At 73.5% G+C, this 24,707-nt stretch carries 24 protein-coding genes; 9 read left to right on the top strand and 15 right to left on the bottom strand.

The window, feature by feature from the left end; all coding sequences use genetic code 11:
• Window positions 1-214: 214 nt before the first annotated feature.
• Complete coding sequence (locus B446_RS04375; RefSeq protein WP_020938201.1) at window positions 215-610, top strand: helix-turn-helix domain-containing protein; 396 nt, start codon at window positions 215-217, stop codon at window positions 608-610.
• Window positions 611-677: 67 nt separating this feature from the next.
• On the opposite strand, the gene B446_RS04370 is transcribed toward B446_RS04375, so the two are convergent.
• Window positions 678-1,895, bottom strand: a complete 1,218-nt coding sequence (locus tag B446_RS04370) for an epoxide hydrolase family protein (RefSeq protein WP_020938200.1) — start codon at window positions 1,893-1,895, stop codon at window positions 678-680.
• 122 nt (window positions 1,896-2,017) lie between these two features.
• On the opposite strand from B446_RS04370, the gene B446_RS04365 reads away from it, so the two are divergent.
• Window positions 2,018-2,500 carry a VOC family protein gene (locus B446_RS04365; RefSeq protein WP_020938199.1) on the top strand — a complete coding sequence of 161 codons (483 nt, stop codon included), beginning with the start codon at window positions 2,018-2,020 and terminating at the stop codon, window positions 2,498-2,500.
• Between the two features lie 111 nt (window positions 2,501-2,611).
• Here B446_RS04365 and B446_RS04360 read toward each other — a convergent pair whose 3' ends face one another.
• The 3 genes from B446_RS04360 to B446_RS04350 all read right to left on the bottom strand — a co-directional run bounded on the left by B446_RS04360 (window position 2,612) and on the right by B446_RS04350 (window position 6,067).
• Entirely contained in the window at window positions 2,612-3,490 is an 879-nt protein-coding gene (locus B446_RS04360; protein ID WP_020938198.1) for a geranyl diphosphate 2-C-methyltransferase, read from the bottom strand.
• A gap of 65 nt (window positions 3,491-3,555) precedes the next feature.
• Window positions 3,556-4,608 (bottom strand): family 2 encapsulin nanocompartment cargo protein terpene cyclase, encoded by a 1,053-nt coding sequence (locus tag B446_RS04355; RefSeq protein ID WP_020938197.1) that lies wholly within the window; start codon window positions 4,606-4,608, stop codon window positions 3,556-3,558.
• A gap of 16 nt (window positions 4,609-4,624) precedes the next feature.
• Complete coding sequence (locus B446_RS04350; RefSeq protein ID WP_020938196.1) at window positions 4,625-6,067, bottom strand: family 2B encapsulin nanocompartment shell protein; 1,443 nt, start codon at window positions 6,065-6,067, stop codon at window positions 4,625-4,627.
• 315 nt (window positions 6,068-6,382) lie between these two features.
• Between B446_RS04350 and B446_RS04345 the strand changes: the two genes are divergently transcribed.
• Together B446_RS04345 and B446_RS04340 are read left to right on the top strand one after the other, a co-directional pair.
• Window positions 6,383-7,177: a VOC family protein gene (locus B446_RS04345; protein WP_043477565.1), complete on the top strand. Its 795-nt coding sequence runs from the start codon at window positions 6,383-6,385 to the stop codon at window positions 7,175-7,177.
• Between the two features lie 81 nt (window positions 7,178-7,258).
• The gene (locus B446_RS04340; RefSeq protein ID WP_078614634.1) at window positions 7,259-7,951 is read left to right on the top strand and encodes a ribonuclease H family protein; all 693 of its coding nucleotides are present in this window, start codon (window positions 7,259-7,261) and stop codon (window positions 7,949-7,951) included.
• Between the two features lie 22 nt (window positions 7,952-7,973).
• Here B446_RS04340 and melC2 read toward each other — a convergent pair whose 3' ends face one another.
• Together melC2 and melC1 are read right to left on the bottom strand one after the other, a co-directional pair.
• A complete protein-coding gene (melC2, locus tag B446_RS04335; protein WP_020938193.1) occupies window positions 7,974-8,795 on the bottom strand; it encodes a tyrosinase MelC2 in 822 nt (273 codons plus the stop codon).
• Between the two features lie 35 nt (window positions 8,796-8,830).
• Window positions 8,831-9,214 carry an apotyrosinase chaperone MelC1 gene (gene melC1, locus B446_RS04330; RefSeq protein WP_020938192.1) on the bottom strand — a complete coding sequence of 128 codons (384 nt, stop codon included), beginning with the start codon at window positions 9,212-9,214 and terminating at the stop codon, window positions 8,831-8,833.
• Between the two features lie 351 nt (window positions 9,215-9,565).
• Between melC1 and B446_RS04325 the strand changes: the two genes are divergently transcribed.
• The 5 genes from B446_RS04325 (at window position 9,566) to B446_RS04305 (ending at window position 14,705) form a co-directional block, all read left to right on the top strand.
• On the top strand, window positions 9,566-10,777 hold the full coding sequence (locus tag B446_RS04325; RefSeq protein WP_020938191.1) for an FAD-dependent monooxygenase: 1,212 nt from the start codon (window positions 9,566-9,568) through the stop codon (window positions 10,775-10,777).
• A 103-nt stretch (window positions 10,778-10,880) separates the two neighbouring features.
• On the top strand, window positions 10,881-12,377 hold the full coding sequence (locus tag B446_RS04320) for an MFS transporter (protein WP_020938190.1): 1,497 nt from the start codon (window positions 10,881-10,883) through the stop codon (window positions 12,375-12,377).
• Window positions 12,374-13,006, top strand: a complete 633-nt coding sequence (locus B446_RS04315) for a TetR family transcriptional regulator (RefSeq protein WP_020938189.1) — start codon at window positions 12,374-12,376, stop codon at window positions 13,004-13,006. Before B446_RS04320 ends, B446_RS04315 begins: the two co-directional genes overlap by 4 nt.
• A gap of 129 nt (window positions 13,007-13,135) precedes the next feature.
• Window positions 13,136-14,119: an aldo/keto reductase gene (locus B446_RS04310; protein WP_020938188.1), complete on the top strand. Its 984-nt coding sequence runs from the start codon at window positions 13,136-13,138 to the stop codon at window positions 14,117-14,119.
• Between the two features lie 52 nt (window positions 14,120-14,171).
• Window positions 14,172-14,705, top strand: coding sequence for a DUF6328 family protein (locus tag B446_RS04305; protein ID WP_052352244.1), 534 nt, complete (start codon window positions 14,172-14,174; stop codon window positions 14,703-14,705).
• 16 nt (window positions 14,706-14,721) lie between these two features.
• Here the strand turns inward: B446_RS04305 and B446_RS04300 are convergent, their stop codons facing one another.
• The 9 genes from B446_RS04300 to B446_RS04255 form a co-directional block, all read right to left on the bottom strand.
• Window positions 14,722-15,375, bottom strand: coding sequence for a DUF2238 domain-containing protein (locus tag B446_RS04300; protein ID WP_020938186.1), 654 nt, complete (start codon window positions 15,373-15,375; stop codon window positions 14,722-14,724).
• Between the two features lie 74 nt (window positions 15,376-15,449).
• A complete protein-coding gene (locus B446_RS04295) occupies window positions 15,450-15,887 on the bottom strand; it encodes an SsgA family sporulation/cell division regulator (RefSeq protein WP_020938185.1) in 438 nt (145 codons plus the stop codon).
• A gap of 113 nt (window positions 15,888-16,000) precedes the next feature.
• Window positions 16,001-16,972: an LLM class F420-dependent oxidoreductase gene (locus tag B446_RS04290; protein WP_020938184.1), complete on the bottom strand. Its 972-nt coding sequence runs from the start codon at window positions 16,970-16,972 to the stop codon at window positions 16,001-16,003.
• A 69-nt stretch (window positions 16,973-17,041) separates the two neighbouring features.
• The gene (locus tag B446_RS40115) at window positions 17,042-18,973 is read right to left on the bottom strand and encodes a serine/threonine protein kinase (RefSeq protein WP_419184146.1); all 1,932 of its coding nucleotides are present in this window, start codon (window positions 18,971-18,973) and stop codon (window positions 17,042-17,044) included.
• 203 nt (window positions 18,974-19,176) lie between these two features.
• Window positions 19,177-20,145: a threonine/serine dehydratase gene (locus tag B446_RS04275; protein ID WP_020938182.1), complete on the bottom strand. Its 969-nt coding sequence runs from the start codon at window positions 20,143-20,145 to the stop codon at window positions 19,177-19,179.
• A gap of 82 nt (window positions 20,146-20,227) precedes the next feature.
• A complete protein-coding gene (locus tag B446_RS04270; protein WP_020938181.1) occupies window positions 20,228-21,259 on the bottom strand; it encodes a polyprenyl synthetase family protein in 1,032 nt (343 codons plus the stop codon).
• Window positions 21,256-22,296 carry a tetratricopeptide repeat protein gene (locus B446_RS04265; protein WP_020938180.1) on the bottom strand — a complete coding sequence of 347 codons (1,041 nt, stop codon included), beginning with the start codon at window positions 22,294-22,296 and terminating at the stop codon, window positions 21,256-21,258. The genes B446_RS04270 and B446_RS04265 overlap by 4 nt, the downstream gene beginning before the upstream one ends.
• A 169-nt stretch (window positions 22,297-22,465) precedes the next feature.
• The gene (locus B446_RS04260) at window positions 22,466-23,143 is read right to left on the bottom strand and encodes an AIM24 family protein (RefSeq protein ID WP_020938179.1); all 678 of its coding nucleotides are present in this window, start codon (window positions 23,141-23,143) and stop codon (window positions 22,466-22,468) included.
• A 98-nt stretch (window positions 23,144-23,241) separates the two neighbouring features.
• Complete coding sequence (locus tag B446_RS04255) at window positions 23,242-24,441, bottom strand: serine hydrolase domain-containing protein (RefSeq protein ID WP_052352125.1); 1,200 nt, start codon at window positions 24,439-24,441, stop codon at window positions 23,242-23,244.
• Window positions 24,442-24,707: the final 266 nt, after the last annotated feature.

Here is a 24,707-nt window from a genome sequence, read left to right as displayed (position 1 = left end):
TGCGACGGCCGCCTCCGCGGCCCTCCTGTGCCCGACTCCAAACCCAGATGACTGCTCCCCGGGTACCCGGAATCCGGGCTGTCATGCCTACCCCGCTGCTTCGTTCACGTCACGCGTACCCGCCGTGACGCCCCGTATGCTCTCCGCGTCCGGCACTGGCCGGAAACCGTCGTTCCCCGGGTGGGACGACACGGCCGGGTCCTAGGGTGAGGGTATGACCGACCAGGTGAGCGACGAAGCCCAGGTGATCCCGCTGCGCCCCGGGCCCGCCCGTCCGCAGGCCCCGCAAGCGGCGCCCCGGGAGCCGTTGTGGCGTGATCTGGTCGGTGAGGTGCTGCGCCGCGAGCGGCTGGCGCAGGAGCGCACCCTGCGGGACGTGGCCGAGGAGGCCCGGATCTCCCTGCCCTATCTCTCCGAGATCGAACGCGGCCGCAAGGAGGCGTCCTCCGAGGTGCTCGCCGCCGCGGCCCACGCGCTCGGCCTGGGCCTCGGCGACCTGCTGTCCCGCACGCACGGCGAGCTGACCCGGCACGCGGAGGTGCGACGCCGGCCGGCCGGGGCGCCCGGTCACCAGGTCCGGCGCTACGACGGGCTGTGCCTGGCGGCCTGAGGGCCGCCCGCCGGACGGCCCGGTCCGCACCTCGGGCCGGGCCTCGGACCCGGGCCGTGTCCGCGTCTCAGTCCGCGTCCTGGTCCACGCCCTTGCCCCGTAGCTGCCGGAAGAAGGCCCGGACGTCGGCGACCAGCAGGTCCGGCTGCTCCAGGGCGGCGAAGTGGCCGCCCCGGTCGAACTCGGTCCAGCGCACGATGTTCTCCGTCCGCTCCGCCCGGTGCCGCAACGGGATCAGGAGCTCGGCGGGGAACAGGGCCAGGGCGGTCGGCACCGTGGACGGCTCGGCGGGCCGGGCGGACCGGCCCCGGGCGTGCGCCCGCTCGTAGTAGAGGCGCGCGGACGAACCGGCCGTGCCGGTCAGCCAGTACAGTATGACGTTCGTCAGCAGCCGGTCCCGGTCGACGGCCTCCTCCGGCACCTCGGCGCAGTCGCTCCACTCCCGGAACTTCTCGACGATCCACGCGAGCTGACCGACGGGGGAGTCCGTCAGCGCGTACGCCAGGGTGTGCGGCCTGGTCGACTGCAGCACCGCGTACCCGGTGCCCTCGCGCGACCACTCGTCCCACCGCCGCCACGAAGCGAGCGTGTTCTCCCGCTCCCGCGGCGCCAGCCGGTCCAGCTCACCGGCGCCGGGCTCGGCCGCCGCCTGCGCGCCGGGCAGCAGGGTGAGGTGCACGCCGGTCACCCGGCCGGGGTGGGCGCGGCCCAGCTCCCGCGAGACGGCCGCGCCCCAGTCGCCGCCGTGCGCACCGAACCGCTCGTAGCCGAGCCGGCGCATCAGCTCGGCCCACGCGTCGGCGACCCGGCCCGCCTCCCAGCCGGACTCCTCCGTCGGCCCGGACAGCCCGAAGCCGGGGATGCCGGGGACGACCACGTGGAAGGCGTCCGCCGCCTCACCGCCGTGCGCCACCGGGTCGGTGAGCGGCCCGACCACGTCCAGGAACTCGACGATCGAGCCGGGCCAGCCGTGGGTGAGGACCAGCGGGGTCGCGTCCGGCTCGGGGGAACGCACATGCGCGAAGTGGACGCGCGCCCCGTCGATCGTGGTGGTGAACTGCGGCCACTCGTTGAGCCGCGCCTCGGCCGCCCGCCAGTCGTAGCCGTGCCGCCAGTACCGGGCCAGTTCCCGCAGGTAGCCGCCGGGGACCCCGTACTCCCAGCCCGCCCCGGGCAGCTCGGCCGGCCAGCGGGTGCGGTCGAGGCGGTCGTGCAGGTCGTCCAGGTCGCTCTGCGGGATCGCGAGGCGGAACGGCCGGATGGTCTCGGTGGACGCAGACGTCATGGCGCGGATGCTAGTGGGCACGGCGCCCGCCGCCCGGGAGGCCGGTCGGGGGCCGGCCGATGAGTTTGGCCTCGCCGCCGGGTCGATACCGATGACCGTGTTCCCCAGCCCAGGAGGTGCTCATGACCGCCGACGCGTTCACCACGTGTCTCTGGTTCGACGGCCAGGCCGAGGAGGCCGCCGAGTTCTATGTGTCCGTCTTCAAGAACGCCGGTCTCGGCCGGGTCAGCCGGTACACCGAGTCCGGGTACGGCGAGACCGGTGCCGTGCTCACCGTCGAGTTCACCGCCGGCGGCCAGCGGTTCATCGCGCTGAACGGCGGCCCCCAGTTCACGTTCTCCGAAGCCGTCTCCTTCCAGATCCCGTGTTCCGACCAGGAGGAGATCGACCACTACTGGGCCGTGCTCGTCGAGAACGGCGGCGAGCACGGCCCCTGCGGCTGGCTCAAGGACCGCTACGGCGTCTCCTGGCAGGTCGTCTACGACCGGCTGGGCGACATGATCCACGACCCCGACCCGGCGAAGGTCGAGCGTGTCACCAAGGCCATGATGGCGATGGGCAAGCTCGACGTGGCCGCGCTCGACAAGGCGTACGCGGGGGAGTAGCGGACCACGGCCGTCGCCCGGCCCCGGCGGGACCCCGGCGCTCACGCGCCGGGAGCCGTCCGCCGGGGCCGGGCCGGTGGCCGCGGCTCCCCGCTCGGCCGGGCCCGCGGGCTAGACCCGGTCGGCCACGATGAGCAGGTACTGGAAGCTGCCGTTGCGGTACGCGGACAGGAACGTGTCCTCGATGCCCGTGACCAGGTGGTCTGCCTCCCGGCGCAGCTCCCAGTACGGGATCGTCGCCTCCGTCAGGTCCTCGACGTGCACCGGCACCAGCCGGTTGTCGGCCATGGCCCGGAAGTACGCCGAGCGCGGGTGGATGTCGCAGATGTAGTGCGCGTTGATCAGCGAGACCTCGCGCGACGCCCGCCCGTAGGTGTCGTTGTAGCAGCCGGTGATGGTCACGTACCGCCCGCCCCGGCGCAGCAGCCGGGCGTGCTCGGCGAACAGCAGGTCCAGCTCGACGTACATCGTGGACTCGTTGTTCCAGGACGCCGCGTACGCCCCCGACGTGAAGCCGGTGTCGAGCATGTTGCGGTGGTGGTAGCGGACCTTGTCGCCGATGCCCCGCTCGCGCGCCTGCTCGTTGGCGAAGTCGGCCTGCTTGGTGGACAGGGTCACGCCGTCCGCGTGACAGCCGTACCGCAGATGGGCCACGACGCTGCCGCCGCCGCGGCCGCAGCCGGCGTCGAAGACCCGGTCGGCGGGGGTGAGCGGCCCGAGGTGCCGGGCGAGCAGTTCGGCCTGGGCGTGCTCCAGGCGGTGCAGCTCGGTGGTGAGCAGCTCCCTGCGCAGGGCGGCGTCGGGCTCGTCGAGCACGGAACGGTCGGCGGCGCCGATGCCGTAGTGGTGGTGGTACAGGTCGTCGATCTTCCCGAGGTCGAGGTTGACCGGGTTCTCCTCGGCGTTCCAGTAGTCCGCGACACGGCTCTGGTACGTGGACTGGGCCGGCACCGGGGCGGGCGCGGTCCGGGCGACGGGGACGGTCGTCAACGGTGACTCCTCGTGGCTCATGTGACGGTTCTCGTTCGGTGGAGCACGGTGGTGAAGCGGGCTGCTCACCAGTAGTCGGGCAGGTGGTAGCGGTGGGTGTTGGTGGCGTGCCACTCGTGGTTGCCGGACACCCAGGCGGCGAGCCCCTGGGCGTAGCGCTCCACGAGGGGCGAGCCGGCGGAGAGGAGGGCCGACTCCTCCTCGAAGGCGTCCATGATCCGGTTGTGGATCTCGACGGACCGCAGATAGGCGGCCTTCAGCCCGCACCGCTCGTTGGCGGCGACGACCTGCGGCAGGTTGAGATGGTCGGGATCGCTCGCCAGCTCCTTGGTGAAGGAGTACAGGTCGTTGACGATCGTGGTCGCGTTGCAGGCCAGAGCGGTGATCCGCTGGACCTCGGGGCGGGCGTAGAGCTGCTCGGGCAGTTCGTAGCCGTCCACCGCGTCGACGATCGACAGGCAGGGGCGGAAGTTGTTGAACTGCCGCATGACCAGGTACTCCCACACCCGGGGCACGTACCGGGTCTCGGCCCAGGCGGCCTCGGCCAGGTAGCCCAGGTGGAGCCGGGCGATGTCGTGCACGAACCGGGTGGTCTGGCTGGGCGTGGCGAACGCCGCGTAGTCGGTGAGGGCGAAGTGGTACGAGCGCAGCGGACCGTCGGCCCGCATGCCCTGGCGCCACTCCTCCTCCAGCTCCGGGATGCCGTGGTACGGGTCGAGCGCCGACTGGGCCATGACCAGCCGGCCGCCGAGGCCCCGGCGCGCGCCGCCGCGGCCCTCGTCCTCCTCGCAGTAGCAGGAGTCGACCACGTTCTCGGCGAGCAGCAGCTGGCCGGCGACCGTCAGGCGGTCCAGGTCGAGCGCGCCCGGGTGCTGCAGGGCGACCGCCCGGCCGAACTGGAAGCCGGAGAAGTCTCCCTTCCAGGCCTCGGGGAACAGGTCGAGACCCCGGGCCCAGGTCTCCAGGCGGCGATCGATCTCGGCGGCCTTCTGCGGGTCGGCGGGCGCGGCCGGCCGGTGGCGCAGTCCGGGGATCGCCCCGGTGCGCCGCTCGCGGCGCATGCTCCCGGCGATGTCCGGCGGTCCGGGCAGGGTGTAGGACGCGGGGGGTGTGCTCATGGCGTGCTCCCGGCCCTCACTCGGCCGTCCGGCCGATCTGGACGTTCTCCAGGATTCCCGCCGCGTCGGGGACCAGGATGGCCAGCGAGTAGTAGGCGGTGACGAGGTAGTTGACGATCGCGGCGGTGTCGATGCCCATGAAGCGGACGTTCAGGCCCGGCTGGTACTCCTCGGGGATGCCGGTCTGGTAGAGGCCGACGACTCCCTGGTCGGCCTCGCCGGTGCGCAGCGCGATGATGCTGCTGGTGTGGTCCTCGCCGACCGGGATCTTGCTGCACGGGAAGATGGGCACCCCCCGCCAGGCGGGCACCTCGTGACCGTCGACGCTCGCCGTGCCGGGCACCAGGCCGCGCTTGTTGCACTGGCGGAAGAAAGCCGCGATGGCCTTCGGGTGGGCGAGGAACACCTTCGTCTTGCGCCGCATGGACAGCAGTTCGTCCATGTCGTCCGGGGTCGGCGGCCCCGTCCAGGTGCTGATCCGCTGGCCGTAGTCCACGTTGTGCAGCAGCCCGAACTCCCGGTTGTTGACCAGCTCCCACTCCTGCCGCTCGCGGATCTCCTCGACGGTGAGCCGGAGTTGCTGGGCGGTCTGGTCCATCGGGTCGTTGTAGAGGTCGGCGACCCGGGTGTGCACCCGCAGCACGGTCTGGGTCAGCGACAACTCGTATTCGCGCGGGCTGAGTTCGTAGTCGACGAAGCCGCCCCGCAGCGTCGGCTCGCCCACGTGACCCGCCTGGACCGGGACCTCCGCCTCGCCCTTGCGGTTCATCGGCCTGCGCTGCCGTTCCACATAGGCCTGGAGGTGGGCGGCGAGTGACGGCGCCCGTTCGGTGACCTCGCGCACGACGGCCCAGGGGAGTGCCAGCACCACTCCGGCGGTCTCGGCCCGCACCGAGGTCAGCCAGAGCGGGTCCGACTGGCCGGCCGCCTCGTCGCCCATCTGGTCGCCGTCGGTGACGACGCCGACGACCTCCTCGTCGCCGTACTTGCCGCGGGTGTAGCGGGTGAACCGGCCGTGCACGACGAGGTAGGTCTCGGTGACCGGCTGCCCGGCCTCGAACAGCACCTGACCGGCGCGCACCTCGCGGGGCCGGAACCGGCCGGCGAGCTCCCGCAGCACGTCGGCGTCGGGATAGCCGCGCAGGACCGGCAGTTCGGTGAGCGTCTGCGGGATCACCCGGATGTCGTCCGCGCCGTTCTGCTCGAAGTGGACGCGGCCGCGGCCGGTGCGCAGTTGCAGACGCCGGTTGACCCGGTAGGCGCCGCCCTTGACGTCCACCCACGGCAGTGACTTCAGCAGCCATCGCGAGGTGATGGCCTGCATCTGCGGTTCGGTCTTGGTGGTCGTGGTGAGCCTGCGGGCCGCGTGGGTGCTCAGACTGGTGAGCTGCCCGTCGGCCGCGGGCCCGGGGGCGGGCTCGTCGACTGCGGTGCCGGTGGCGATGTCCGGAGTGGACACATTCCCTCCTGCGGAGAGGCGAACACGGGTGATGCGGATCGTTCGGTGGTGCGCGGGGTGCTGGTGCGCTCGGACCAGCCAAACAGGACGCGTGATCTGCCGGTACCGCGTGAAAGGGGCGGTTTTGATCATTGCGGGGTGCAAACCCGGCAGCGAGAGCGCGCCGCGGTGGTGGGGAAGATCGCGCGCCGGTGGATCACCACCGCGCCCCCGGTGATCCGGGGTTTCGGCACCGGACGGCTCGGCGCGCGGGCGGGGCGCGGGGTGGTTAGCGTGATGTACCGGGACGCACCATTCGACCGGGAGGGCCCGACCATGGCCGTGCAACCTGAGGGAACGCCCTGCTGGGCCGACGCGATGTTCGGCGACCTCGACGGCGCCAAGGCGTTCTACGGCGACGTCCTCGGGTGGACCTTCGGCGAGTCGACGCCGGAGTACGGCAACTACACGCAGGCCTACGCGGACGGCAAGGCGGTGGCGGCGGTCGTGCCGCCCATGTCGGGGCAGGAGGGGCACTCGCAGTGGTGCCTGTACTTCGCCTCGCCGGACGCCGCCGCGACGGCGACGAGGATCCGGGAGAACGGCGGCGAGGTGCTGATGGAGCCGATGCGGGTCGGCGACTTCGGCACCATGTGCCTGGCCCGGGAGCCCGGCGGAGCCGTGTTCGGCGTCTGGCAGGGCGGGGTCCACGAGGGCTTCGAGGCCAAGGGCGTGCCGGGCGCCTACTGCTGGGCCGAGGTCTTCACCCGGGAACCCGAGCGGACCGACGCCTTCCTGACCGCGGTCTTCCCCTACCGGGCGAAGCGGATCGAGGACGACGCGGTCGACTTCCGTATGTTCGACGTGGGCGAGGAGACCGTCCTCGGCCGGATGCGGATGACCGACGAGTTCCCGCCCGAGGTGCCGTCGTACGTCAACGTCTACTTCACCGTCGAGGACTGCGACGAGGCCGTGGCGCGGGCGGTCAAGCTCGGCGCCGTGCTCCGCTTCGGGCCCATGACCAGCCCCTTCGGCCGGTTCGCGGCACTGACCGACCCGCAGGGGGCGAACCTCTCGGTGATCGACGTCACCACCACCGAGGGGGAGATGCCGAGGACCGCGGACGCCTGAGCCGCCCCGCGGTCCCGCAGCGGCGGCGCGGGCGCCGGCCGGCCGACCCCCGGCGGCACCGGTCACCGGTGCGGTCATGGCATGATCGGGCGCATGCGTGAACGTGTGGTGGCCGCGTGCGACGGGGCTTCGAAGGGAAACCCCGGACCGGCCGGATGGGCGTGGGTGGTCTCGGACGACGAGCGGGCCCCCGCCCGCTGGGAGTCGGGCCCGCTCGGCCGGGCCACGAACAACGTCGCCGAACTCACCGCGCTGGAGCGGCTGCTGACCGCCGTCGAGCCGGACGTGCCGCTGGAGGTCCGGATGGACTCCCAGTACGCGATGAAGGCCGTCACCACCTGGCTGCCGGGCTGGAAGCGCAACGGCTGGAAGACGTCCGCCGGCAAGCCGGTCGCCAACCAGGACCTGGTGGTCCGCATCGACGCGCTGCTGGAGGGCCGCTCCGTCGACTTCCGCTACGTCCCCGCCCACCAGGTCGACGGCGATCCGCTGAACGACTTCGCCGACCGCGCGGCCAGCCAGGCGGCCTCGGCGCAGGAGGCGGCGGGCAGCGCGCTCGGCTCGCCGGAGCCGCCGGCCTCGCCCGGCACCCCCAAGGCGGCGCCCGCGCGGAAGAAGGCGCCCCGCCGCACCGGCGGCGGAGCGTCCTCGCGCACCATCAAGGCGAAGTTCCCGGGCCGCTGCCTGTGCGGCCGCTCCTACGCCGCCGGTGAGTCCATCGCCAAGAACGCCGAGGGCTGGGGCCACCCGGAGTGCCGTACGGCGGACGCCTGACCGGGGACCGGCCGATGTCCCGTCAGGCGTCGAACGTGTAGAACTTGGTGTGGTCCAGCAGGTCCGCCGGCCGCACGTCGTTCCACGGCTTCATCGTCTCGTCGAGGTCGACGACGTCCGGCGTCCCGCCGCCCGGCACGTAGCCGGAGTCCGGGTGCCGGCGCTGCCACTCGGCCCACAGCTTGTCGACGTAGGCGTGGTGCAGCCAGAACACCGGGTCGTTGGGGGAGACCCCGGTGCCCATCTGCCCGCCGACCCACACGTGGACGCGGTTGTGCAGGTTGACCCCGCGCCAGCCCTCCAGGTTGTTGCGGAACCCGTCGGAGGAGCTGTTGTACGGCGCCGCGTCGTACGCGGAGATCGCCAGCACCGACTCCACCTCGGCGCGCGTGGGCAGCTCGCGCACCCCCACGCCCAGGGCACGGCGCAGGAACGTACGTCCGTCGACGCGTATGTTCATCGGCCAGTTGCCCGCGGAGGCGGCGAACGGGCCGTCCATCACCCGGCCGTCGGTGGCGCGTCCGGTGCCGCCGAGGAAGTCCGGCGCCCACAGCGCGGCGCGCACCGTGCGGTCGGTGCTCCAGTCCCAGTAGGGCAGCGCCACCGAGGAGTCCACCGACTGCAGCGCCCCCTCGAAGTCGAGCAGGAACCTGCGGTGCCAGGGCAGGAAGGACGGGGAGCGGTGGCCGGTCCGCTCGCCGGTGTCGGTGTCGGCCATGATGAAGGCGTTGTGCGTGCGGACGAACTCGTCGTAGCGTCCGTTGCGCTTGAGTTCGAGGACGGCGTTCACGAACCGGCGCTTCTCGTCGGCGGTCAGGGCGGCCTGGTTCTTGCGTACGGTCATGTGCGTGGTGCTCCGGAAGTCCTGGTCTGGGGCGGTCAGTTGGCGGGGAAGGGCAGCAGCGGGGCGCCCTGCAGCTCGTCCACCGCGGCCCGGGCGGCGGCCCGCGGGGTGGGCACCGGGTCGTAGTGGCTGACGACGCTGATCCAGCTGCCGTCGGCGTTGCGCATCACGTGCAGTTCCACCCCGTCCACGAACACGGACCAGCCGCCCCCGTGTTCGTGGTGGTGACTCCCCATGCCCGAGGGGCGGCCCTGTATCCGGCGGCCCTTGTAGACCTCGTCGAAGGACTCCGGTGAGCCGTGCTGGTGTCCGGTGGCCGGGGCGGCCGACGCGGCGGGCGCGACGAGGCCGGCGGCGCCCGCCGTGGCGGCGAGCGCGGCCGCCGTGGTCAGCGCGCGGCGGCGGGTGAGTTCGGGCATGCGGGTCCTCCGGGAAAGGTGTTCGAGTGGTGACCCCGCATGCCTACCGGGCCGCCCGGGACGGGGGGAAATCACCCCTAACCGGTTGGCTGCGATCCGGACAATTACCCACATGCCGTGCAAGGTTGAACCAAGATGATCTTGCTCGCGCGGGGGTGCCGTCCGCCGCGGAACAGGGAATTCCTTGCCGGCGCGCGCCCCGTTCCGGTGATCCTTCTCCTGGGAGGCCCGCCCGAGTGGCACCGGTCACCACGGAAGACTGACGCGTTCCCGGAGTCCCGCGCCGCCCCCGCGTCCCCTGCTACGGTGCGGTCCCGTCCGGGCACGTTCGGTGACCAGAAGGGGTGCGAAGTGAAGGTCGTCTGTGTCGGGGGAGGCCCGGCGGGCCTGTACCTCGCCATCCTGCTCAAGCGGCAGAACCCCGCCCACGACGTCACCGTCCACGAACGCGACCCCGAGGGCTCGGCCCACGGCTGGGGCGTGACCTACTGGCGCACCCTGCTCGACCGGCTGCACCGCCACGACCCCGACTCCGCCCGCGCCGTCGCGGAGCACTCGGTGCACTGGGACCAGGGCGTGGCCCATGTGCGCGGCCAGATCACCCGGCAGCCCGGCGACGAGGGCCACGGCATCAGCCGCCACCGCCTCCTCGCGATCCTCGCCGACCGCGCCCGCTCGCTCGGCGTGCGCCTCGAGTTCGGGTCCGAGGTCACGCCCGACGACCTGCCGGAGGCCGACCTCGTCGTGGCGGCCGACGGCGTCCACAGCGCTCTGCGCACCCGGTACGCCGACCACTTCGGCGCCCGGTTCCAGGAGGGCCGCAACCACTACGCCTGGCTCGGCACCGACAAGGTCTTCGACGCCTTCACCTTCGCCTTCACCGAGACCGGTCACGGATGGATCTGGGCCTACGGCTACGCCTGCGGCGACGGGCGGAGCACCTGCGTGGTGGAGTGCTCCCCGCGAACCCTCACCGGCCTCGGCCTGGACCGCGCGCACGAGGGCGAGGCGCTCGCCCTGCTGGCGAGACTCTTCGCCGGGATCCTCGACGGCCACCCGCTCACCGGCCGCTCCCCGGCCGGCGGCCCCCTGCCCTGGCCGCGGTTCCGCACCCTCACCAACCGCACCTGGCACCGCGGCAACCTCGTCCTGCTCGGCGACGCGGCCCACACGACCCACTACTCCATCGGCGCCGGCACCACCCTCGCCCTGGAGGACGCCATGGGTCTGGCCGCCGCCCTGCGCGAGCACACCGCCCTGCCCGACGCGCTGGCCGGCTACGAGCGCCGCCGCCGGTCCGAACTGCTCGGCGCGCAGAGCGCGGCCCGCCACAGCGCCCGCTGGTACGAGGACCTGCCCCGCTACATCGGCCTGCCGCCGCACCGTATGTTCGCGCTGCTCGGCCAGCGCCACTCGCCCCTGCTGCCGTACGTCCCGCCCCAGCTCTACTACGGCCTCGACAAGGCCGCCGGCCGGGTCGACGCCCTGCGCACCCTCAAGCGCCGGCTCGGTCCCCGGGTGGCCCGCGCCCTGCAGTCCCGGTCGGCGGGCGACCGGGACTAGCACCGGATCCCCCGTCCGCCCCCGGCCGCCTTGGTGAATGGTCATTCACTGGATAAGGTGAATGGTCATTCACCTGTATTCCGTGCTGCCCGCAGGAGCGTCGATGGACCAGGATCCCGCCCCGATACCACCGCCGTCCGGCACCACCCCCGGGGCGCCCCCGCTGCGGGACCGCCTCACCATTCCGGTGCTGGCGTCGGGCGGCATCCTCATGGCGGTCATGCAGACCGTGGTCGTCCCGCTCCTGCCCGACCTGCCCCGGCTCACCGGGGCCTCCGCGGCGACGGTCTCCTGGATGGTCACGGCGACCCTGCTCTCCGGCGCGGTGCTCACCCCGGTGCTCGGCCGGGCCGGCGACATGTACGGCAAGCGCCGGGTCCTCACGGCCGCCCTCGTGCTGATGACCGCGGGCTCGGTCATGTGCGCGCTCTCCTCCGACATCGCCGTACTGATCGCCGCCCGCGCGCTGCAGGGGGCCGCCGCCTCCGTCGTCCCGCTGTCGATCAGCATCCTGCGCGACGAACTCCCCCCGGAGCGACGGGGTTCGGCGGTGGCCCTGATGAGCTCCACGGTCGGCATCGGCGCCGCCCTCGGCCTGCCGCTCGCCGCGCTCGTCATCCAGTACGCCGACTGGCACACCATGTTCTGGCTGACCAGCGCCCTCGGAGCGGCCGGCGTGACGGCCACCTGGTGGGCGGTCAAGGAGTCGCCCGTACGTGAACCGGGCCGCTTCGACGTGCTCGGCGCCCTCGGCATCGCCGCCGGTCTCACCTGCCTGCTGCTCGCCGTCTCGCAGGGCGGCACCTGGGGCTGGGGCAGCCCGCGGGTCCTCGGCCTGTTCGCCACGGCCGTCACCGTCCTCGCCCTGTGGTGGTGGCAGCAACTGCGCACCCCGCGCCCGCTCGTCGACCTGCGCCTGGTCAGCCGGCCCCGGGTCGGCCTGTCCCATGTGGCCGCCCTGCTCACCGGGTTCGCCTTCTACGCCAACTCGCTCGTGACCGCCCAGCTCGTCCAGGCGCCCAAGGCGACCGGCTACGGCCTCGGGCTCTCGATCGTCGCCACCGGCCTGTGCCTGCTGCCCGGCGGCGTCACCATGCTGCTCTTCTCGCCGCTGTCCGCCCGCATCTCGGCGGCCCGCGGTCCCCGTATCACCCTCGCGCTCGGGGCCGCCGTCATCGCCTGCGGCTACGCGCTGCGCATCGCCGACAGCCGCGACCTGTGGATGATCATCCTGGGTGCCACCGTGGTCGCCACCGGCACCACCCTCGCCTACTCGGCGCTGCCCACTCTGATCCTTCGCGCCGTCCCGGCCGGCCAGACGGCCTCCGCCAACGGGGTCAACGTCCTGATGCGCACCATCGGCCAGGCGACCTCCAGCGCCGCCGTCGCCGCCGTCCTCGTGCACCACAGCAGCCCGCTCGGCGGCCTCGCCGTGCCCACGCTGCACGGCTACCTGCTGGCGTTCGCGATGGCCGGCGCGGTCGCCCTGGCCGCCTGCGCCGCGGCCCTGTCGATCCCCGGCGACCGTCCCTCCGACGACACCCGGCCGGCCCGGGGCGCCACCCGGGGCGCGCGCGACGGGGCGATGGAGGGAGCGTGAGTGCCGTGAGCACTCCGTCCGGTCCCGCGCCGGCCGCCACGGGCCGCCGCGACGCGGAGGCCACCAAGGCCGCCATCCTGAAGGCGGCCCGGTACCTGCTGGCCCGGCACGCCCACGCCGACATCACGCTGCGCGCCGTCGCCGAACGGGCCGGTGTCAGCCCGCCGTTGATCCTGAAGTACTTCGGAAACAAGGACACCCTCTTCGCCCGCGTGATGTCCTTCGACACCGACGCCGACGACCTGCTCGACGCACCCCTGGAGGAGCTGGGCCGGCACATGGTCCGCCATGTGCTGGCCAGCCAGCGCGAGCGCGGAGCCGACCCGCTGCTGCGCATCGCCTTCGCCCCCCTGCACGGCGACCACGGCGACGTCCTGCGGGCCAACTTCCGCGCCCAGGTGACCGAACGCCTCGCCGGCCGGCTCCCCGGCCCCGACGCGGGCCTGCGCGCCGAACTCGCCGTCGCCGCGCTCCTCGGCCTCGGTGTCATGTACGGCATCGCGCGCGGGCCGCACCTGCGCGAGACCGGCACCGACGCCATCGCGGACCGCTACGGCCCCCTCGTACAGGCGCACTTGACGCCCGGACCGGACGCACACCGGGCCTCCGGTCCGTCCCGCCCCGCCTGACCCACCGCGCCCACCCGTGCCGCCGGACCCGGACCCGGCGCCGGGCACCCGGCCGACCGGGCGACGCACCGGCGGCCCGGCGGAGCGCCCCGTTCCGCGGCACACGCGCCCTGATGACACACTGGCGCCATGGACGAACGCGTAATCGGCAGGTCGGGTCAGTGGGCATCGGTCGTCGGCCTCGGCACATGGCAGCTGGGCGCCGACTGGGGCGACGTGGACGACAAGGAGGCCGAGAAGGTCCTGGAGGCGGCGGCCGAGGCGGGCGTGACCTTCTTCGACACGGCCGACGTGTACGGCGACGGGCGCAGCGAGTCGACCATCTCCACGTTCCTGAGCAGCAGGCCCGACCTGCACGTCCTGGTGGCCACCAAGATGGGCCGCCGGGTGGAGCAGATCCCCGCCAACTACGTCCTGGACAACTTCCGTGCCTGGAACGACCGGTCCCGCCGCAACCTCGGCGTCGACCGCATCGACCTGGTGCAACTGCACTGCCCGCCGACCCCCGTGTACTCCTCCGACGAGGTGTTCGACGCCCTCGACACCCTGGTCGAGGAGCAGCGCGTCGCCGCGTACGGCGTGAGCGTGGAGACCTGCGCCGAGGCGCTCAGCGCGATCGCCCGCCCGAACGTGGCGAGCGTGCAGATCATCCTCAACCCGTTCCGCATGAAGCCCCTGTACGAGGTGCTCCCGGCGGCCCGTGAGGCGGGCGTCGGCGTCATCGCGCGCGTGCCGCTCGCGTCCGGCCTGCTGTCGGGCAAGTACACCAAGGACACCGTCTTCGCCGCTGACGACCACCGCACCTACAACCGGCACGGCGAGGCGTTCGACCAGGGCGAGACCTTCTCCGGGGTCGACTACGCGACCGGCGTCGAGGCCGCGGCCGAGTTCGCCGCGCTCACCCCCGAGGGGTTCACCCCGGCCCAGCTCGCGCTGCGCTGGATCATCGAGCAGCCCGGAGTCACCACGGTGATCCCCGGCGCCCGCAACCAGGACCAGGCCCGCGCCAACGCGGCCGCCGCCAAGCTGCCGCCGCTGCCCGAGGAGACCTTCACCGCGATCCGCGACCTGTACGAGCGGCGGATCAAGGAGCAGGTCGAGCACCGCTGGTGACGCCCGGAGCACCAACCGTTTGAACGAACGCCCCGACGGTTACACGCACCGCATGACGCAGGAGGGACGGCGCACGGGGCGCGACGAGACGGAGGAGGAGCGGGCCGACCGGATGTGGGCCGAGCTGATCCAGGAGGTCCGGGTGGCCCAGACCGGCGTCCAGATCCTCTTCGGGTTCCTGCTCACCGTCGTCTTCCAGGCGAAGTACGCCACCCTCGCCCACCTCGACCAGGTCATCTACATCGTGACCGTCGTGCTGGGCGCCTGCGCGACCGGCGCCCTCATCGGCCCGGTCTCCCTGCATCGTCTGGTCGCGGGCCGCCGGGTCAAGCCGCAGGCGGTGCGGCTGGCCTCCCGTATGACGTTCGTCGGGCTGCTCCTGCTGCTCGCCACCATGACCTCGTCCCTGCTGCTCGTCCTGCGGGTGGCCACGCACGACCCCTACGTGCCCTGGCTGGTCGCGGGGGTGGTCACCTGGTACCTGCTGTGCTGGTACGCCCTTCCCCTGTGGGCACGCCGGCAGCACACCAGCGGGCCGCACGAGACGTCCGGCCGGCCGGACCGGCCGGCCGAGCCGCACAAGTAGCGGCGGACACGACGCCCTAGGCGGCGGCGCGGGCCTCCAGGGCCGCGAGCTGACGGTCGTGCACCCTGCTGAGCACCAGCAGCGACAGCACCGCGCCGATCAGGGCGCAGAACATGTCCCACTGCGTGTCCCACACGTCCCCCTGGGTGGCGAGGAAGGCGTCCGCGCCGTGCCCGCCGATCTCGGCGGCCGCCCATTCCAGCAGCTCGAAGAAGGCGCTGAAGGCGAGGCAGGCGCACACGGTGAGAGGCGCCAGCCAGCGGCTGCCGCGCAGCGGCGAGGTACGGGTGAGCAGTTCGCGCACCAGGACGGCCGGGACGAAGCCCTGCATCAGGTGCCCGAACCGGTCGTAAGGGTTGCGCGACAGCCCGAAGGCGTCCCGCACCCAGTCGCCCGCCGGCACCTGCGCGTACGTGTAGTGACCGCCGACCGCGAGCACCAGGGTGTGGGCGGCCAGCAGGCCGCACAGCAGCCCGGTGAGCGGGAAGCGCCGCCAGAGCAGCACCACCAGGGGCAGCCCGGCCAGGGCCCAGAACGTCTCCAGGAACCAGGTGGTGCGGTCGCGCACGTCCCACGCCGACACGGCGAGGCCCACGGCGGCCACGCCCGCGAACACGGCGGGCGGCACGCGGCGCGGCACGGAGGGTGCGAGGGAGTGCACTGCGGTCATGGCGGGGCTCCTTGGCCTCGGCGTCGAAGGAACCCCATCGTGGTGCCGGCCGGCGGGCCCGGGCATGAGTACCGCTACTCAGCCCCGCTGAGGATGTCCGCGAGCAGTTCGTCGACCGGGACCTCCTCCTGCCCGGGCGCCACCACCCGGTGCGTCTCGCGCAGGAACGCGGCGACGGTGGGCGCCCAGGCGAACACCACCGCGTGGTGCCGCCCGCCGTCGGGCCGGGCGTCCCCGAGGAACTCCATCCGCAGCTCGCGCGAATCGCGCGACATGCCGGTGTCGACCGGGCGGAGCCGCACGTCCCCGACGCCGACGCTCTTGACCAGGCCGTCGGCGAGCATCTCCCGGTCCAGCCGCCAGCGGGCCAGCACATGGCCGTCGTGACCGAACACGACGGTGACGGCGAACGGGTCGTCGGCGTCGTAACTCAGGTGGGCGAGCACCGGACACCGGCCGGTACCGCCCGCCTGGAGCTGTACCACCAGTGTTCTGTGCACGAACGGGTTCACGCGAGGGCCTCCGAGACGATCGGCATAGAGCCCTCTAGTACCCCTTTCCCGCCAGCAATGCTCACCCGGCCGACTGAATTTCGCGGGTTCGGGTAGCGGTAGGGCCTCGCGGGTCAGCCGAGCGCCTCCCGCAGGGCGGGCAGCAGGGTCTTCGCCGACCAGTCGAGGAACTCCGGCTGCGAGTCGCCGCCGATCTGCACCAGGGCGATCTCCTCGAAGCCGGCCTCGGCGTAGGGGCGCACGGCCTCCACGAAGGCGTCCGGGTCGTCGCCGCAGGGGATCGACGAGGCGACGTCGTCGGTGGTCACGAACTGGGTGGCGGACTCGAAGGAGTCGGGGTGCGGCAGCTCGGCGTTGACTTTCCAGCCGAGGCCGAACCAGCGGAACTGGGCGTGCGCCCGCTTGACCGCCGCCTCCCGGTCCGGGTCGTAGCACACCGGGAGTTGCCCCACCCGTCCCTTGCCGGTCCCGCCGTGCCGGTCGAAGGCGTCCAGCAGGCCCTTCTTCGGCTCGGTGGCGATGACCAGGTCGGCCAGCTCGCCGGCGAGCTTGCAGGACCGCTCGCCGGAGACCGCGAGGCCGATCGGCGTCGGCTCGTCGGGCAGGTCCCACAGCCGTGCCGACTCCACGTCGTAGTGCGTGCCGTGGTGCGTGACGTGGCCGCCCTCGAAGAGGGAGCGGATGATCCCCACGGCCTCCTCGAGCATCTCGTGGCGGACGTCCACCGGGGGCCAGCCGCCACCGACCACGTGCTCGTTGAGGTTCTCGCCGGCGCCCAGCCCGAGCCGGAACCTGCCCTCCGCGAGCAGCTGCATGGTCGCCGCCTTCTGCGCCACGACCGCCGGGTGGTAGCGGATCAGCGGGCAGGTCACGTACGTCATCAGCCCGATCCGCGAGGTGGCCTGCGCGGCGGCGCCGAGCACGCTCCACGCGTAGGGGGCGTGGCCCTGCGCCCGCAGCCAGGGGAAGTAGTGGTCGGAGGTCACCGAGAAGTCGAAGCCCGCCTCCTCGGCGCGCACCACGTGGTCCACCAGGTCACGGGGACCGGCCTGTTCGGTCATCATCGTGTATCCGATTTGCACCATGGAAGGCGAGTCCCCGGGCTGAGGGACCGAAAACGGCCGACCGCGCGGGTCGGCCCCCGCACGGGCGGGTCAGCCGCCGGACGGGCGGAAGGTGCCCAGGAAGGTCCGCAGCGCCAGGCGGTTCGCGGCGGTGTTCCAGGCGGCCGCAGGCGTGGTGAAGCGCAGGGAGAAGCCCTGCCCGCCGCCGAGCAGGAAACCGCGGCCGAAGGTGTGCGCCCGCGCGTCCCCGGTCCCGGACAGCCACTCCAGGTCGGCGGCGCGGTGCCCCTGGTAGGTGGTGGGCACCGCGCCGGCCACCCGCTGGTAGCCGGGGAGCTGCCTGAGCTGCGGCTCGACGTCGTCGCGCCACACGGCGGCCGGGTCCGGGCCGACCCGGTCGCTGTGGGTGACGGCGAGGGCCGGGGAGCCGTCGCCGGTTCCGAAGGTGACGCGATAGACCAGTCGGGAGGCGCGCACGGTGCTCAGCCGCTTCCAGCCGTCCGGCAGCGCCACGGAGAAGCCCTCGGGGGCGGTGTAGCGGCGGTAGCCGTCCGGGACGGCGGCGGAGCCGCCGGGGGTGGCGCTCGGGCCCGGGCCGGCGGTGGTCGGGGCCGGGCCGGCGGTGGTCGGGGCCGGGCCGGTGCTCCGGCCGGGCGTGCGCCCCGCGGTGCCCTCGGCCGGCGGGGCGGAGGCCGCGCCGGGCCGGCCGGCCGCCCCTGCGCCGGAGAGGCCGGGCAGGTGGTGGGTGGCGGCCAGCACGGCGGCGGCGACGGTGACGACCGCGAGCGTGGTGCCGACCGCCGTCAGCAGGCGTCCGCGGGCCGCCCCGCGCCACCGCGGTGCGGTGTGCCCGCCGTCCGACCCGGAGGTGCCGTCGCCGGGCGCGGCCTCGGTCCGGGGCGCGCGTGCGTCGCCGGGCCAGGCCGCGGATGCGTCGCCGGGCCAGGGCGCCGGTGCGTCGTCGGACCAGGGCGCGGACGCGGAACCGGGCCGGGCTCCATCGGTCCGGGGCGCGTGTGCGTCGCCGGGCCAGGCCGCGGATGCGTCGCCGGGCCCGGGCGTGCCCGCGGTATCGGGCCCTGGCGCGGGCGCGTCGTCGGACCAGGGTTCGGCCGCGGCCCCGCTCCCCGATGCCGTCTCGTCGCCGGGCCGGGGCGCCGGTGGCGGTGCGGGCGCGGGGGAGGGACAGGGGGCGGGGTCCGGGGCGGTGTCGTCGTCGAGGGCACGGGTCAGGGCCGCGCGGACCACCGGCCGGGTCAGTCGCTCGCGGGAGTTCTTGCGCAGCAGCCCCTGCACGGCCTGGGTGAGTTCGCCGGTGCGCAGCGGGGCGCGCAGGGGCAGCCGGTCCACGGCCCGCAGGGTGGCGTCGGGCCGGCCGCGGTCGCGGAACGGCGGGCGTCCCTCGACCGAGGTGTAGAGGACGGCGCCGAGCGCCCACAGGTCGGCGGCCGGCCCGATGCGCTCGTCGCGGGCCTGCTCCGGTGAGGCGTACGACGGCGCGGTGAGCCTGGGCACCAGGGTCGTGCCCGCCAGGCCGAACCCGGCGACGACGGCCGGGCCCGAGTCCGGGACGAAGATCTGCCCGGGGCTCAGCTCGCCGTGGGTGATGCCCTCGTCGTGCGCGGCCTGGAGCACGTCGAGCACGTCGAGGCCGATGCGGGCCGCCCGCGCCGGCCCGAACGGGCCCGTACGGTCGAGGAGTTCGCTCAGCGGGGTGCCGTCGATCCGCTCCGCGACCGTCCACAGGTCGCCCCCCTCCACGACGGCGTCCACGACGGCGGCGACCCGGCCGGGGCACAGCAGCCGCATGATCTCCGAGGTGCGCACGACCCGGGCGGTGGCGCGGCGCAGGGTGTCGGCGTCGCAGTCCGCCGGGAGGGCGACCTGCGACGCCAGCAGGGACCGGTGCGCCGTCACGTCCTCGGCGTGCCACCACAGACGGTTCGTCTCCCGCGCGACGACCTCGACCAGCCGGTACCGGCCGGCCACCGGCCCGGATGTGTGGACGTGCGGCTCGACCATGGTCATACCTCGCTGAAACCCCCGACTCGTCCTTTCCCAGAGGTACGCGCGGCCCGTGGGGGTGTGTTCAAAGAATCTTCAACTCGGGCCCCCTTCTTGCCTTTTATTCAAAACCTGCGGTGGCCGGGGAGTTTGGGGAACGGATGTGCGGGACGGGATCCACCTGCGGGTAACCGACGGTAAACGTCCGGTTGGGGACGCGTTCAGAGCAGCCCGAAGCTGTCCGCCCAGCCGTACATCTCGGCGGGGGTGGTGTTCCCGCCGCACACCACGAGACCCAGCCGGGCGCCGCCGCCGACCCGTTCCACGACCTGCCGGGCCGCCGGCACCAGGCAGCCGGCGGCCGGCTCCGCCCACAGCTTGGCCCGGTCCGCGAGGTCGAGGCAGCCCCGCACGGCCTCCCGGTCCGGCACCACCAGGACCTCCTCGACCAGCGCCGACACATGGTCGTGGGTCAGCCGGGACACCGAGGGCGCGCTCAGCGTGGTGACGAGCGAGGACACCGGCACCTGCACCGGGCCGCCCGCCCGCAGCGCGGCGGCCATGGCCTCGGCGCCCTCCGTCTCCACACCCCACACCCGCACGTCCGGGAAGCGGGCGCGCAGCGCGGCCGCCACTCCGGCGATCAGGCCCCCGCCGCCGACGCTGACCAGCACGTCCGTGGGCTCCTCGCCGTCCGGCACGTCCTCGGCGAGCTCCAGACCCACGGTGCCCTGGGCGGCGATCACGACCGGGTCGTCGAACGGGTGGACCAGGGTGAGGCCCTCGTCCCGCAGCCGGAGCACCAATGCGAAGGCGCTGTCCATGCCGTCGGTCAGCCGCAGCGACGCCCCGGCCTGCTCGACCAGCTCGATGGAGCGGGCCGGAGCGGTGCGCGGCATGACCACGGTCGCCTTCACGTCGAGGGCCGCCGCCATCACCGCGAGGGCGATGCCGTGGTTGCCGCCGCTGACCGCCACCACCCCGGCCGCCCGCTCGGCCTCGCTCAGCGACAGCAGCTTGGCCGTCGCCCCGCGCGCCTTGAACGAGCCGGTGCGCTGGAGCAGTTCCAGCTTGGCGGTGACCGGGACGCCGAGCAGCGCCGTGAGCCCCGGGCTCGGTACCGTCGGCGTCCGTACGACGTGTCCGGCGATCCGCCGGGCGGCGGCTTCGATGTCCGAGATGCCGATCAAGGTGGTTCACCTTCCCGGCGCGGGACTGGGGACCGCGCCGTTGGCACCCTGACCCGCCGGAGGGGACCGGGTCAACACCGTTTCACCAGGGGCGGTCCGCCAGCCGGTCGAGCAGTCCCAGCAGCTCGGCGACGGGACCGGCGGCCAGCGCCGGCCGGGCGAGCAGGGCCCGTGCGGCGGCGGTGTGCGCGTGGGCCTCGGCCAGCGCGGCGGCACGGCCGCCGGCCTGTTCGACCAGCGCCGCCGCCTCCTCGGCGCGGCCCGGTCCGGCCAGGAGTGCGGGCAGGTGACGGGCGGCGGGGGAGTCAAGGGCGGCCAGGACCGGGAAGGTCTTCTTGCCCTCGCGCAGATCGCCGCCCACCGGCTTGCCGGTGACGGCCGGGTCGCCCCAGAGGCCGAGCACGTCGTCCACCAGCTGGAAGGCGACGCCCAGATGGCGCCCGGCCCGGTCCAGCGCGGCCACGTCCGGCCCGCACGCCCCGCCGAGCGCCGCGCCCAGCGCCACCGCGCAGCCGAGCAGCGCGCCCGTCTTGTGCTCGGCCATCACCCGGTACTCCTCGGGCGTCACCCGCCGCGGCCCGGTCCAGGGCCGCGCGGCGAACAGCAGGTCGTCGGCCTGCCCGCGGACCAGGTCGGCCAGCGCGGCGGACAGCAGCCGCACCGCACCGGGTCCGCCGGGCGCCGTCGCGAGGGTCTCCACGGCCAGGGCGAACAGCGCGTCCCCGGCGAGCACCGCGGGACCGGTGCCGTACGCATGCCAGAGGGCCGGGCGGCCCCGCCTGGTCGCGTCGCCGTCCATGATGTCGTCGTGCAGCAGGGAGAAGGCGTGCACCAGCTCCACCGCGACCGCCGCTGGGACCCCGGCCCGCGCGTCGGCCCCGGCCGCCCGTGCGCCCAGCAGTGCCAGCGCCTGCCGTACGCCCTTGCCGCCGGACGCGTCGGCCGGCGCGCCGCCGACCTCGCACCAGCCGAAGGCGTACCCGGCCATCTCGGCCGTCCACGGGTGCAGCCGGCCCACCGCCTCGGCGAGGGCGGGCCGCACCAGTTCCCGGCAGTCGTCGAGGAGTCCGGAGGCGAGGGGCGGTGCCTGCGCCGCCGAGGGGAGGGCGGTCACCGTACGGCCTCCGCCACCAGGCCGAACTCCTCCTGGGCGCGGGCCACCATCTCCCGTGCGTGCCGCAGCCCGCAGCGCTCCAGGATGCCCGCCAGATCGGCGAGTTCGGCCGCGGTCTCGGCGCGGTCGCGGCCGAGGCGGGCCAGCGACTTGGCGAGTCCGAGGCGGGACAGCGCCTCACCGCGCGGCTCGCTCATCGCGCGGAACTCCTCCAGGGCCAGCCGGTACAGGTCCCGCGCCTCGGGGTAACGGCCCGCGCGGTACAGCACGTTTCCGCGCATCTTGTGGTTGTAGGCGAGCGCGCTGGACAGGTTCATCGCCCGGCACGACTCCTCGGCCCGGGCCAGCAGTTCCAGCGCCCGCTCGGTGTCCCCGTCGCGGACCGAGAGGACGTCGGCGAGCCCGCGCAGCGCCCAGGCGTGCCCACGCCGGTCCTCCGCCCGCTCGGCTATCTCGGCCGCCTCCGCGAAGAGCGCGTACGCCCGGTCGTGGTCGCCGGTGTTGCGGTGGATCTGGGCGATGCCCTCCAGCGCCCACACCGTGTGCCGGGCCTCCCCCCGCCGGCGGGCCTCGGCCAGCAACTGCTCGTGCAGGCGGGCCACGGCGGCGTAGTCTCCCTGGATGCGGCCGGTCTCGGCGAGTCCGGCGAGCGAGTAGCCGCGCACCACCACGTCCCCGCCCCGCTCGCCGAGTTCGGCGGCGAGCCCGAGCAGCCGCCAGGCCAGCGGGAACGCCCCGCGCTGGCGGGCGAGGGTGCCGCCGCTCCACAGCGCCCAGGCCATCGCGGCCGTGTCCCCGGCCTCGCGGGCCGCCCGGTAGCTCGCCTTCCAGGCCCGGTCGGCGTCCCGCACCTGGCCGAGCCGCCGGTGCGCCTCGGCGACGGCCAGCCCGCAGCGGGCCGCCTCGCCGGGGCTGCCCGAACGCTCGGCCTCGCGCAGGCGTTCGGTGCCCTCGGCCAGCACGTCGGTCAGCGAGGAGTTCACGGACAGGGTGGTCAGGGCGCCCTGGTACTCGGGGGCGAAAGCCTTGCCGTACATGCGTACCTTTCTATACACGACGTGTATACATAGGGTGTATAGCACGCCGAAAGCATGCCCTGACCCGGGGGCCAGGGCTCGGTCTGCTGTCGGACAAGACGCGGGAACGGTCACCGGGGTTGCCTCGCGCCCCGATCACCGCGCGGCGGGGTCCGCCCCGCGGGGCGGGTCAGTGCTGCTGCGCCTTCTGGGGTGTCGCCTCGCTCGGCCGCACCACGACGAACCCCTCGCCCTGGAGCATCAGTTGCACCGCCTCACCGGAACCGCCGCGCAGCATCGAGCCGATCGACTGCGAGCGGTGCAGGGAGGTCTGCAGGTGCGCGGTCCAGCCGACCACCGCGTCGGTGTCGACGTAGACCGGCTGCTGCGCCGACACCGGTATGACCAGCGGGTTGCCCTCGCAGACCAGTCCGAGCCTGCCCTGTCCGCTGAACACGCTGTTGAACAGGCCGCCGCCGGCGATGCCGGAGCCCTTGACGGTCCTGATCTCGTACGACAACGACGGGTCGAAGCACAGGACGTTGCGGCCGTTGACGGTGAACTGGTCGCCCTGCTCCACCTCGACGACGAAGCAGTTCTGCGCCTCGTGCGCGAACCAGACCTCGCCCTGGCCGCGGACCGCCATCAGGGGCAGGCCCTCGCCGGTGACCGCGCGCTTGAGCATGCCGCCCACGCCCTGGCCCTTGCGTTCGAACTGCAGGTTGCCGCGGTGCGCGATCATCGCCCCCTGGCGGGCGTACATCTCGCCGCTGACCGCGTACTTGATGCACTTGGCGTTCTCGACGGACATCCCCGGCTCGACGGCCGGCGCGACCATGTGCTGACTGGAAAAGAGATCACCCTTCATGGGGGGCATCGTGTCCCGGACGGTGCCGTTCCGCCAAGATCACGCCAGGTCGCGGTTCCGTCACGCCCGTCCGGGGCGCCGCCGTTCCCCGCGCGCCGCTACTGTGTCAGGTCCGGCGCCCCGGCCGCGGGGAGGCTCCGGGCCTTGGCCTGCTTGCCGCAGAACGCCGACTCCAGCACGCCGCCCAGGGTGGTGAGCACCTTGCCGTTGTTCGAGGTGGTGGCCGCGGCGGTGACACTGCGCCTGCCGTCCTTCGTGGCGAACGCGTACGTGTAGTAGCCCTGCACCGCGCCCGTGTGGCCGTACACCGAGACACCGCAGGACAGATCGCGGCGGCGCAGCCCGAGACCGTACGACGTCTTCGCATCGACCCGGGTGAAGCGCTCCATCTCGGCGAGCCGTGCCGGGGACACCAGCTTCCCGCCGAGCAGCGCGGAGAAGAAGGTGTTCAGGTCCCGGGCGCTGGAGATGAGGGCACCCGCGCTCTGCGCCCAGGACGCGGTCTGGGCCGTGGCGTCGACCAGCGGGGCGCCGGCGGTGTCGGGGGTGAGGTAGCCGCGGGCGTACCGGCCGGGGATCCGGGTGTCGGGGTGGACGTAGAAGGTGTCGGTCAGCTTCAGCGGCTTCAGGATGCGGTTGTCGTACTCGGTCTTGACCGGGTGTCCGGTGAGCTTCTCGATGAGCATGCCCGCCACGACGAAGTTGGTGTTCGAGTAGGCGTAGGCGGCGCCCGGCTCGTTGGTGCGGGGCTTGGTGAGCGAGAGCCGGACCAGCTGCCCGTAGGTGAAGACCTTGTCGCGCACCGCCTCGAAGCCGGGGACGCTCCGGGCGAACATGTCGTTGGTGTAGTCGTACAGTCCGCTGCGGTGGCTCAGCAGGTGCCGGACCGTGATCCGGTCGTCCGGCAGCAGCCCGGGCAGGTAGCGGTCGACCGGGGCGTCGAGGTCCAGCCGGTGCTCGTCCGCCAGCTGCAGCAGGACCACGGTCGAGAACGTCTTGGTCACGCTGCCGATGCGGAAGCGGTCGTCGGTGCTGATGAGTTGCCGGGTGCCGCGGTCGGCCACACCGCGGGCCAGCCGGTAGCTGCTGCCGTTGTCGTCGACCTCGGCCAGCGCCCCGGGCGCGCCCTCGGTCACCGCCGTGCGCAGCACCTCGATCAGGCCGGTGGCGTCGGGCGCCGGGAGCGTCGCCGACGCCTCCGGGTCCGTGTGCGGTCCGGCCGCCCGGGCCGGGACCGCGAGCAGGGACAGTGCGATCGTCCCGAGTACCGCACCCTTGCCCACGATTGATGAGATCATCTGCTTTTCCCGTCCGTTCCGGCGGCCCTTGATGCGACATCGGTCACATTCCGGCCTGGGAACCTAGGGGAAGAGGGGGGCGTCTCCACAGCCGACACACAGTGGGTCGGCAAGTGATCACCCAGCGGATGGCATTTGTAAAGGATTGCCATAGAAACCCGCGAAATGGATCATTCCGGCTTTACGTGTGCATGACTGATCCGCAAGGGTTGCCCCCGGGGGCCAGACCAGCTCCCGATGGCCCTCAACAGGGCCATTTCTCAAGG

It is taken from the genome of Streptomyces collinus Tu 365, from assembly GCF_000444875.1.
Lineage (GTDB): Bacteria > Actinomycetota > Actinomycetes > Streptomycetales > Streptomycetaceae > Streptomyces > Streptomyces collinus_A.
This window is presented reverse-complemented; position numbering and strand designations above follow the sequence as displayed.

What these genes read in the sequence shown, in the direction of transcription:
- B446_RS04320 (WP_020938190.1), top strand. Translation starts at nt 10,881, where the DNA reads ATGGACCAGGATCCCGCCCCGATACCACCGCCGTCCGGCACCACCCCC.
- B446_RS04345 (WP_043477565.1), top strand. Translation starts at nt 6,383, where the DNA reads ATGGCCGTGCAACCTGAGGGAACGCCCTGCTGGGCCGACGCGATGTTC.
- B446_RS04300 (WP_020938186.1), bottom strand. Translation starts at nt 15,375, where the DNA reads ATGACCGCAGTGCACTCCCTCGCACCCTCCGTGCCGCGCCGCGTGCCG.
- melC2 (WP_020938193.1), bottom strand. Translation starts at nt 8,795, where the DNA reads ATGACCGTACGCAAGAACCAGGCCGCCCTGACCGCCGACGAGAAGCGC.
- melC1 (WP_020938192.1), bottom strand. Translation starts at nt 9,214, where the DNA reads ATGCCCGAACTCACCCGCCGCCGCGCGCTGACCACGGCGGCCGCGCTC.
- B446_RS04340 (WP_078614634.1), top strand. Translation starts at nt 7,259, where the DNA reads ATGATCGGGCGCATGCGTGAACGTGTGGTGGCCGCGTGCGACGGGGCT.
- B446_RS04260 (WP_020938179.1), bottom strand. Translation starts at nt 23,143, where the DNA reads ATGAAGGGTGATCTCTTTTCCAGTCAGCACATGGTCGCGCCGGCCGTC.
- B446_RS04365 (WP_020938199.1), top strand. Translation starts at nt 2,018, where the DNA reads ATGACCGCCGACGCGTTCACCACGTGTCTCTGGTTCGACGGCCAGGCC.
- B446_RS04265 (WP_020938180.1), bottom strand. Translation starts at nt 22,296, where the DNA reads ATGTACGGCAAGGCTTTCGCCCCCGAGTACCAGGGCGCCCTGACCACC.
- B446_RS04355 (WP_020938197.1), bottom strand. Translation starts at nt 4,608, where the DNA reads ATGAGCACACCCCCCGCGTCCTACACCCTGCCCGGACCGCCGGACATC.
- B446_RS04370 (WP_020938200.1), bottom strand. Translation starts at nt 1,895, where the DNA reads ATGACGTCTGCGTCCACCGAGACCATCCGGCCGTTCCGCCTCGCGATC.
- B446_RS04375 (WP_020938201.1), top strand. Translation starts at nt 215, where the DNA reads ATGACCGACCAGGTGAGCGACGAAGCCCAGGTGATCCCGCTGCGCCCC.
- B446_RS04310 (WP_020938188.1), top strand. Translation starts at nt 13,136, where the DNA reads ATGGACGAACGCGTAATCGGCAGGTCGGGTCAGTGGGCATCGGTCGTC.
- B446_RS04290 (WP_020938184.1), bottom strand. Translation starts at nt 16,972, where the DNA reads ATGGTGCAAATCGGATACACGATGATGACCGAACAGGCCGGTCCCCGT.
- B446_RS04255 (WP_052352125.1), bottom strand. Translation starts at nt 24,441, where the DNA reads ATGATCTCATCAATCGTGGGCAAGGGTGCGGTACTCGGGACGATCGCA.
- B446_RS04305 (WP_052352244.1), top strand. Translation starts at nt 14,172, where the DNA reads ATGACGCAGGAGGGACGGCGCACGGGGCGCGACGAGACGGAGGAGGAG.
- B446_RS40115 (WP_419184146.1), bottom strand. Translation starts at nt 18,973, where the DNA reads ATGGTCGAGCCGCACGTCCACACATCCGGGCCGGTGGCCGGCCGGTAC.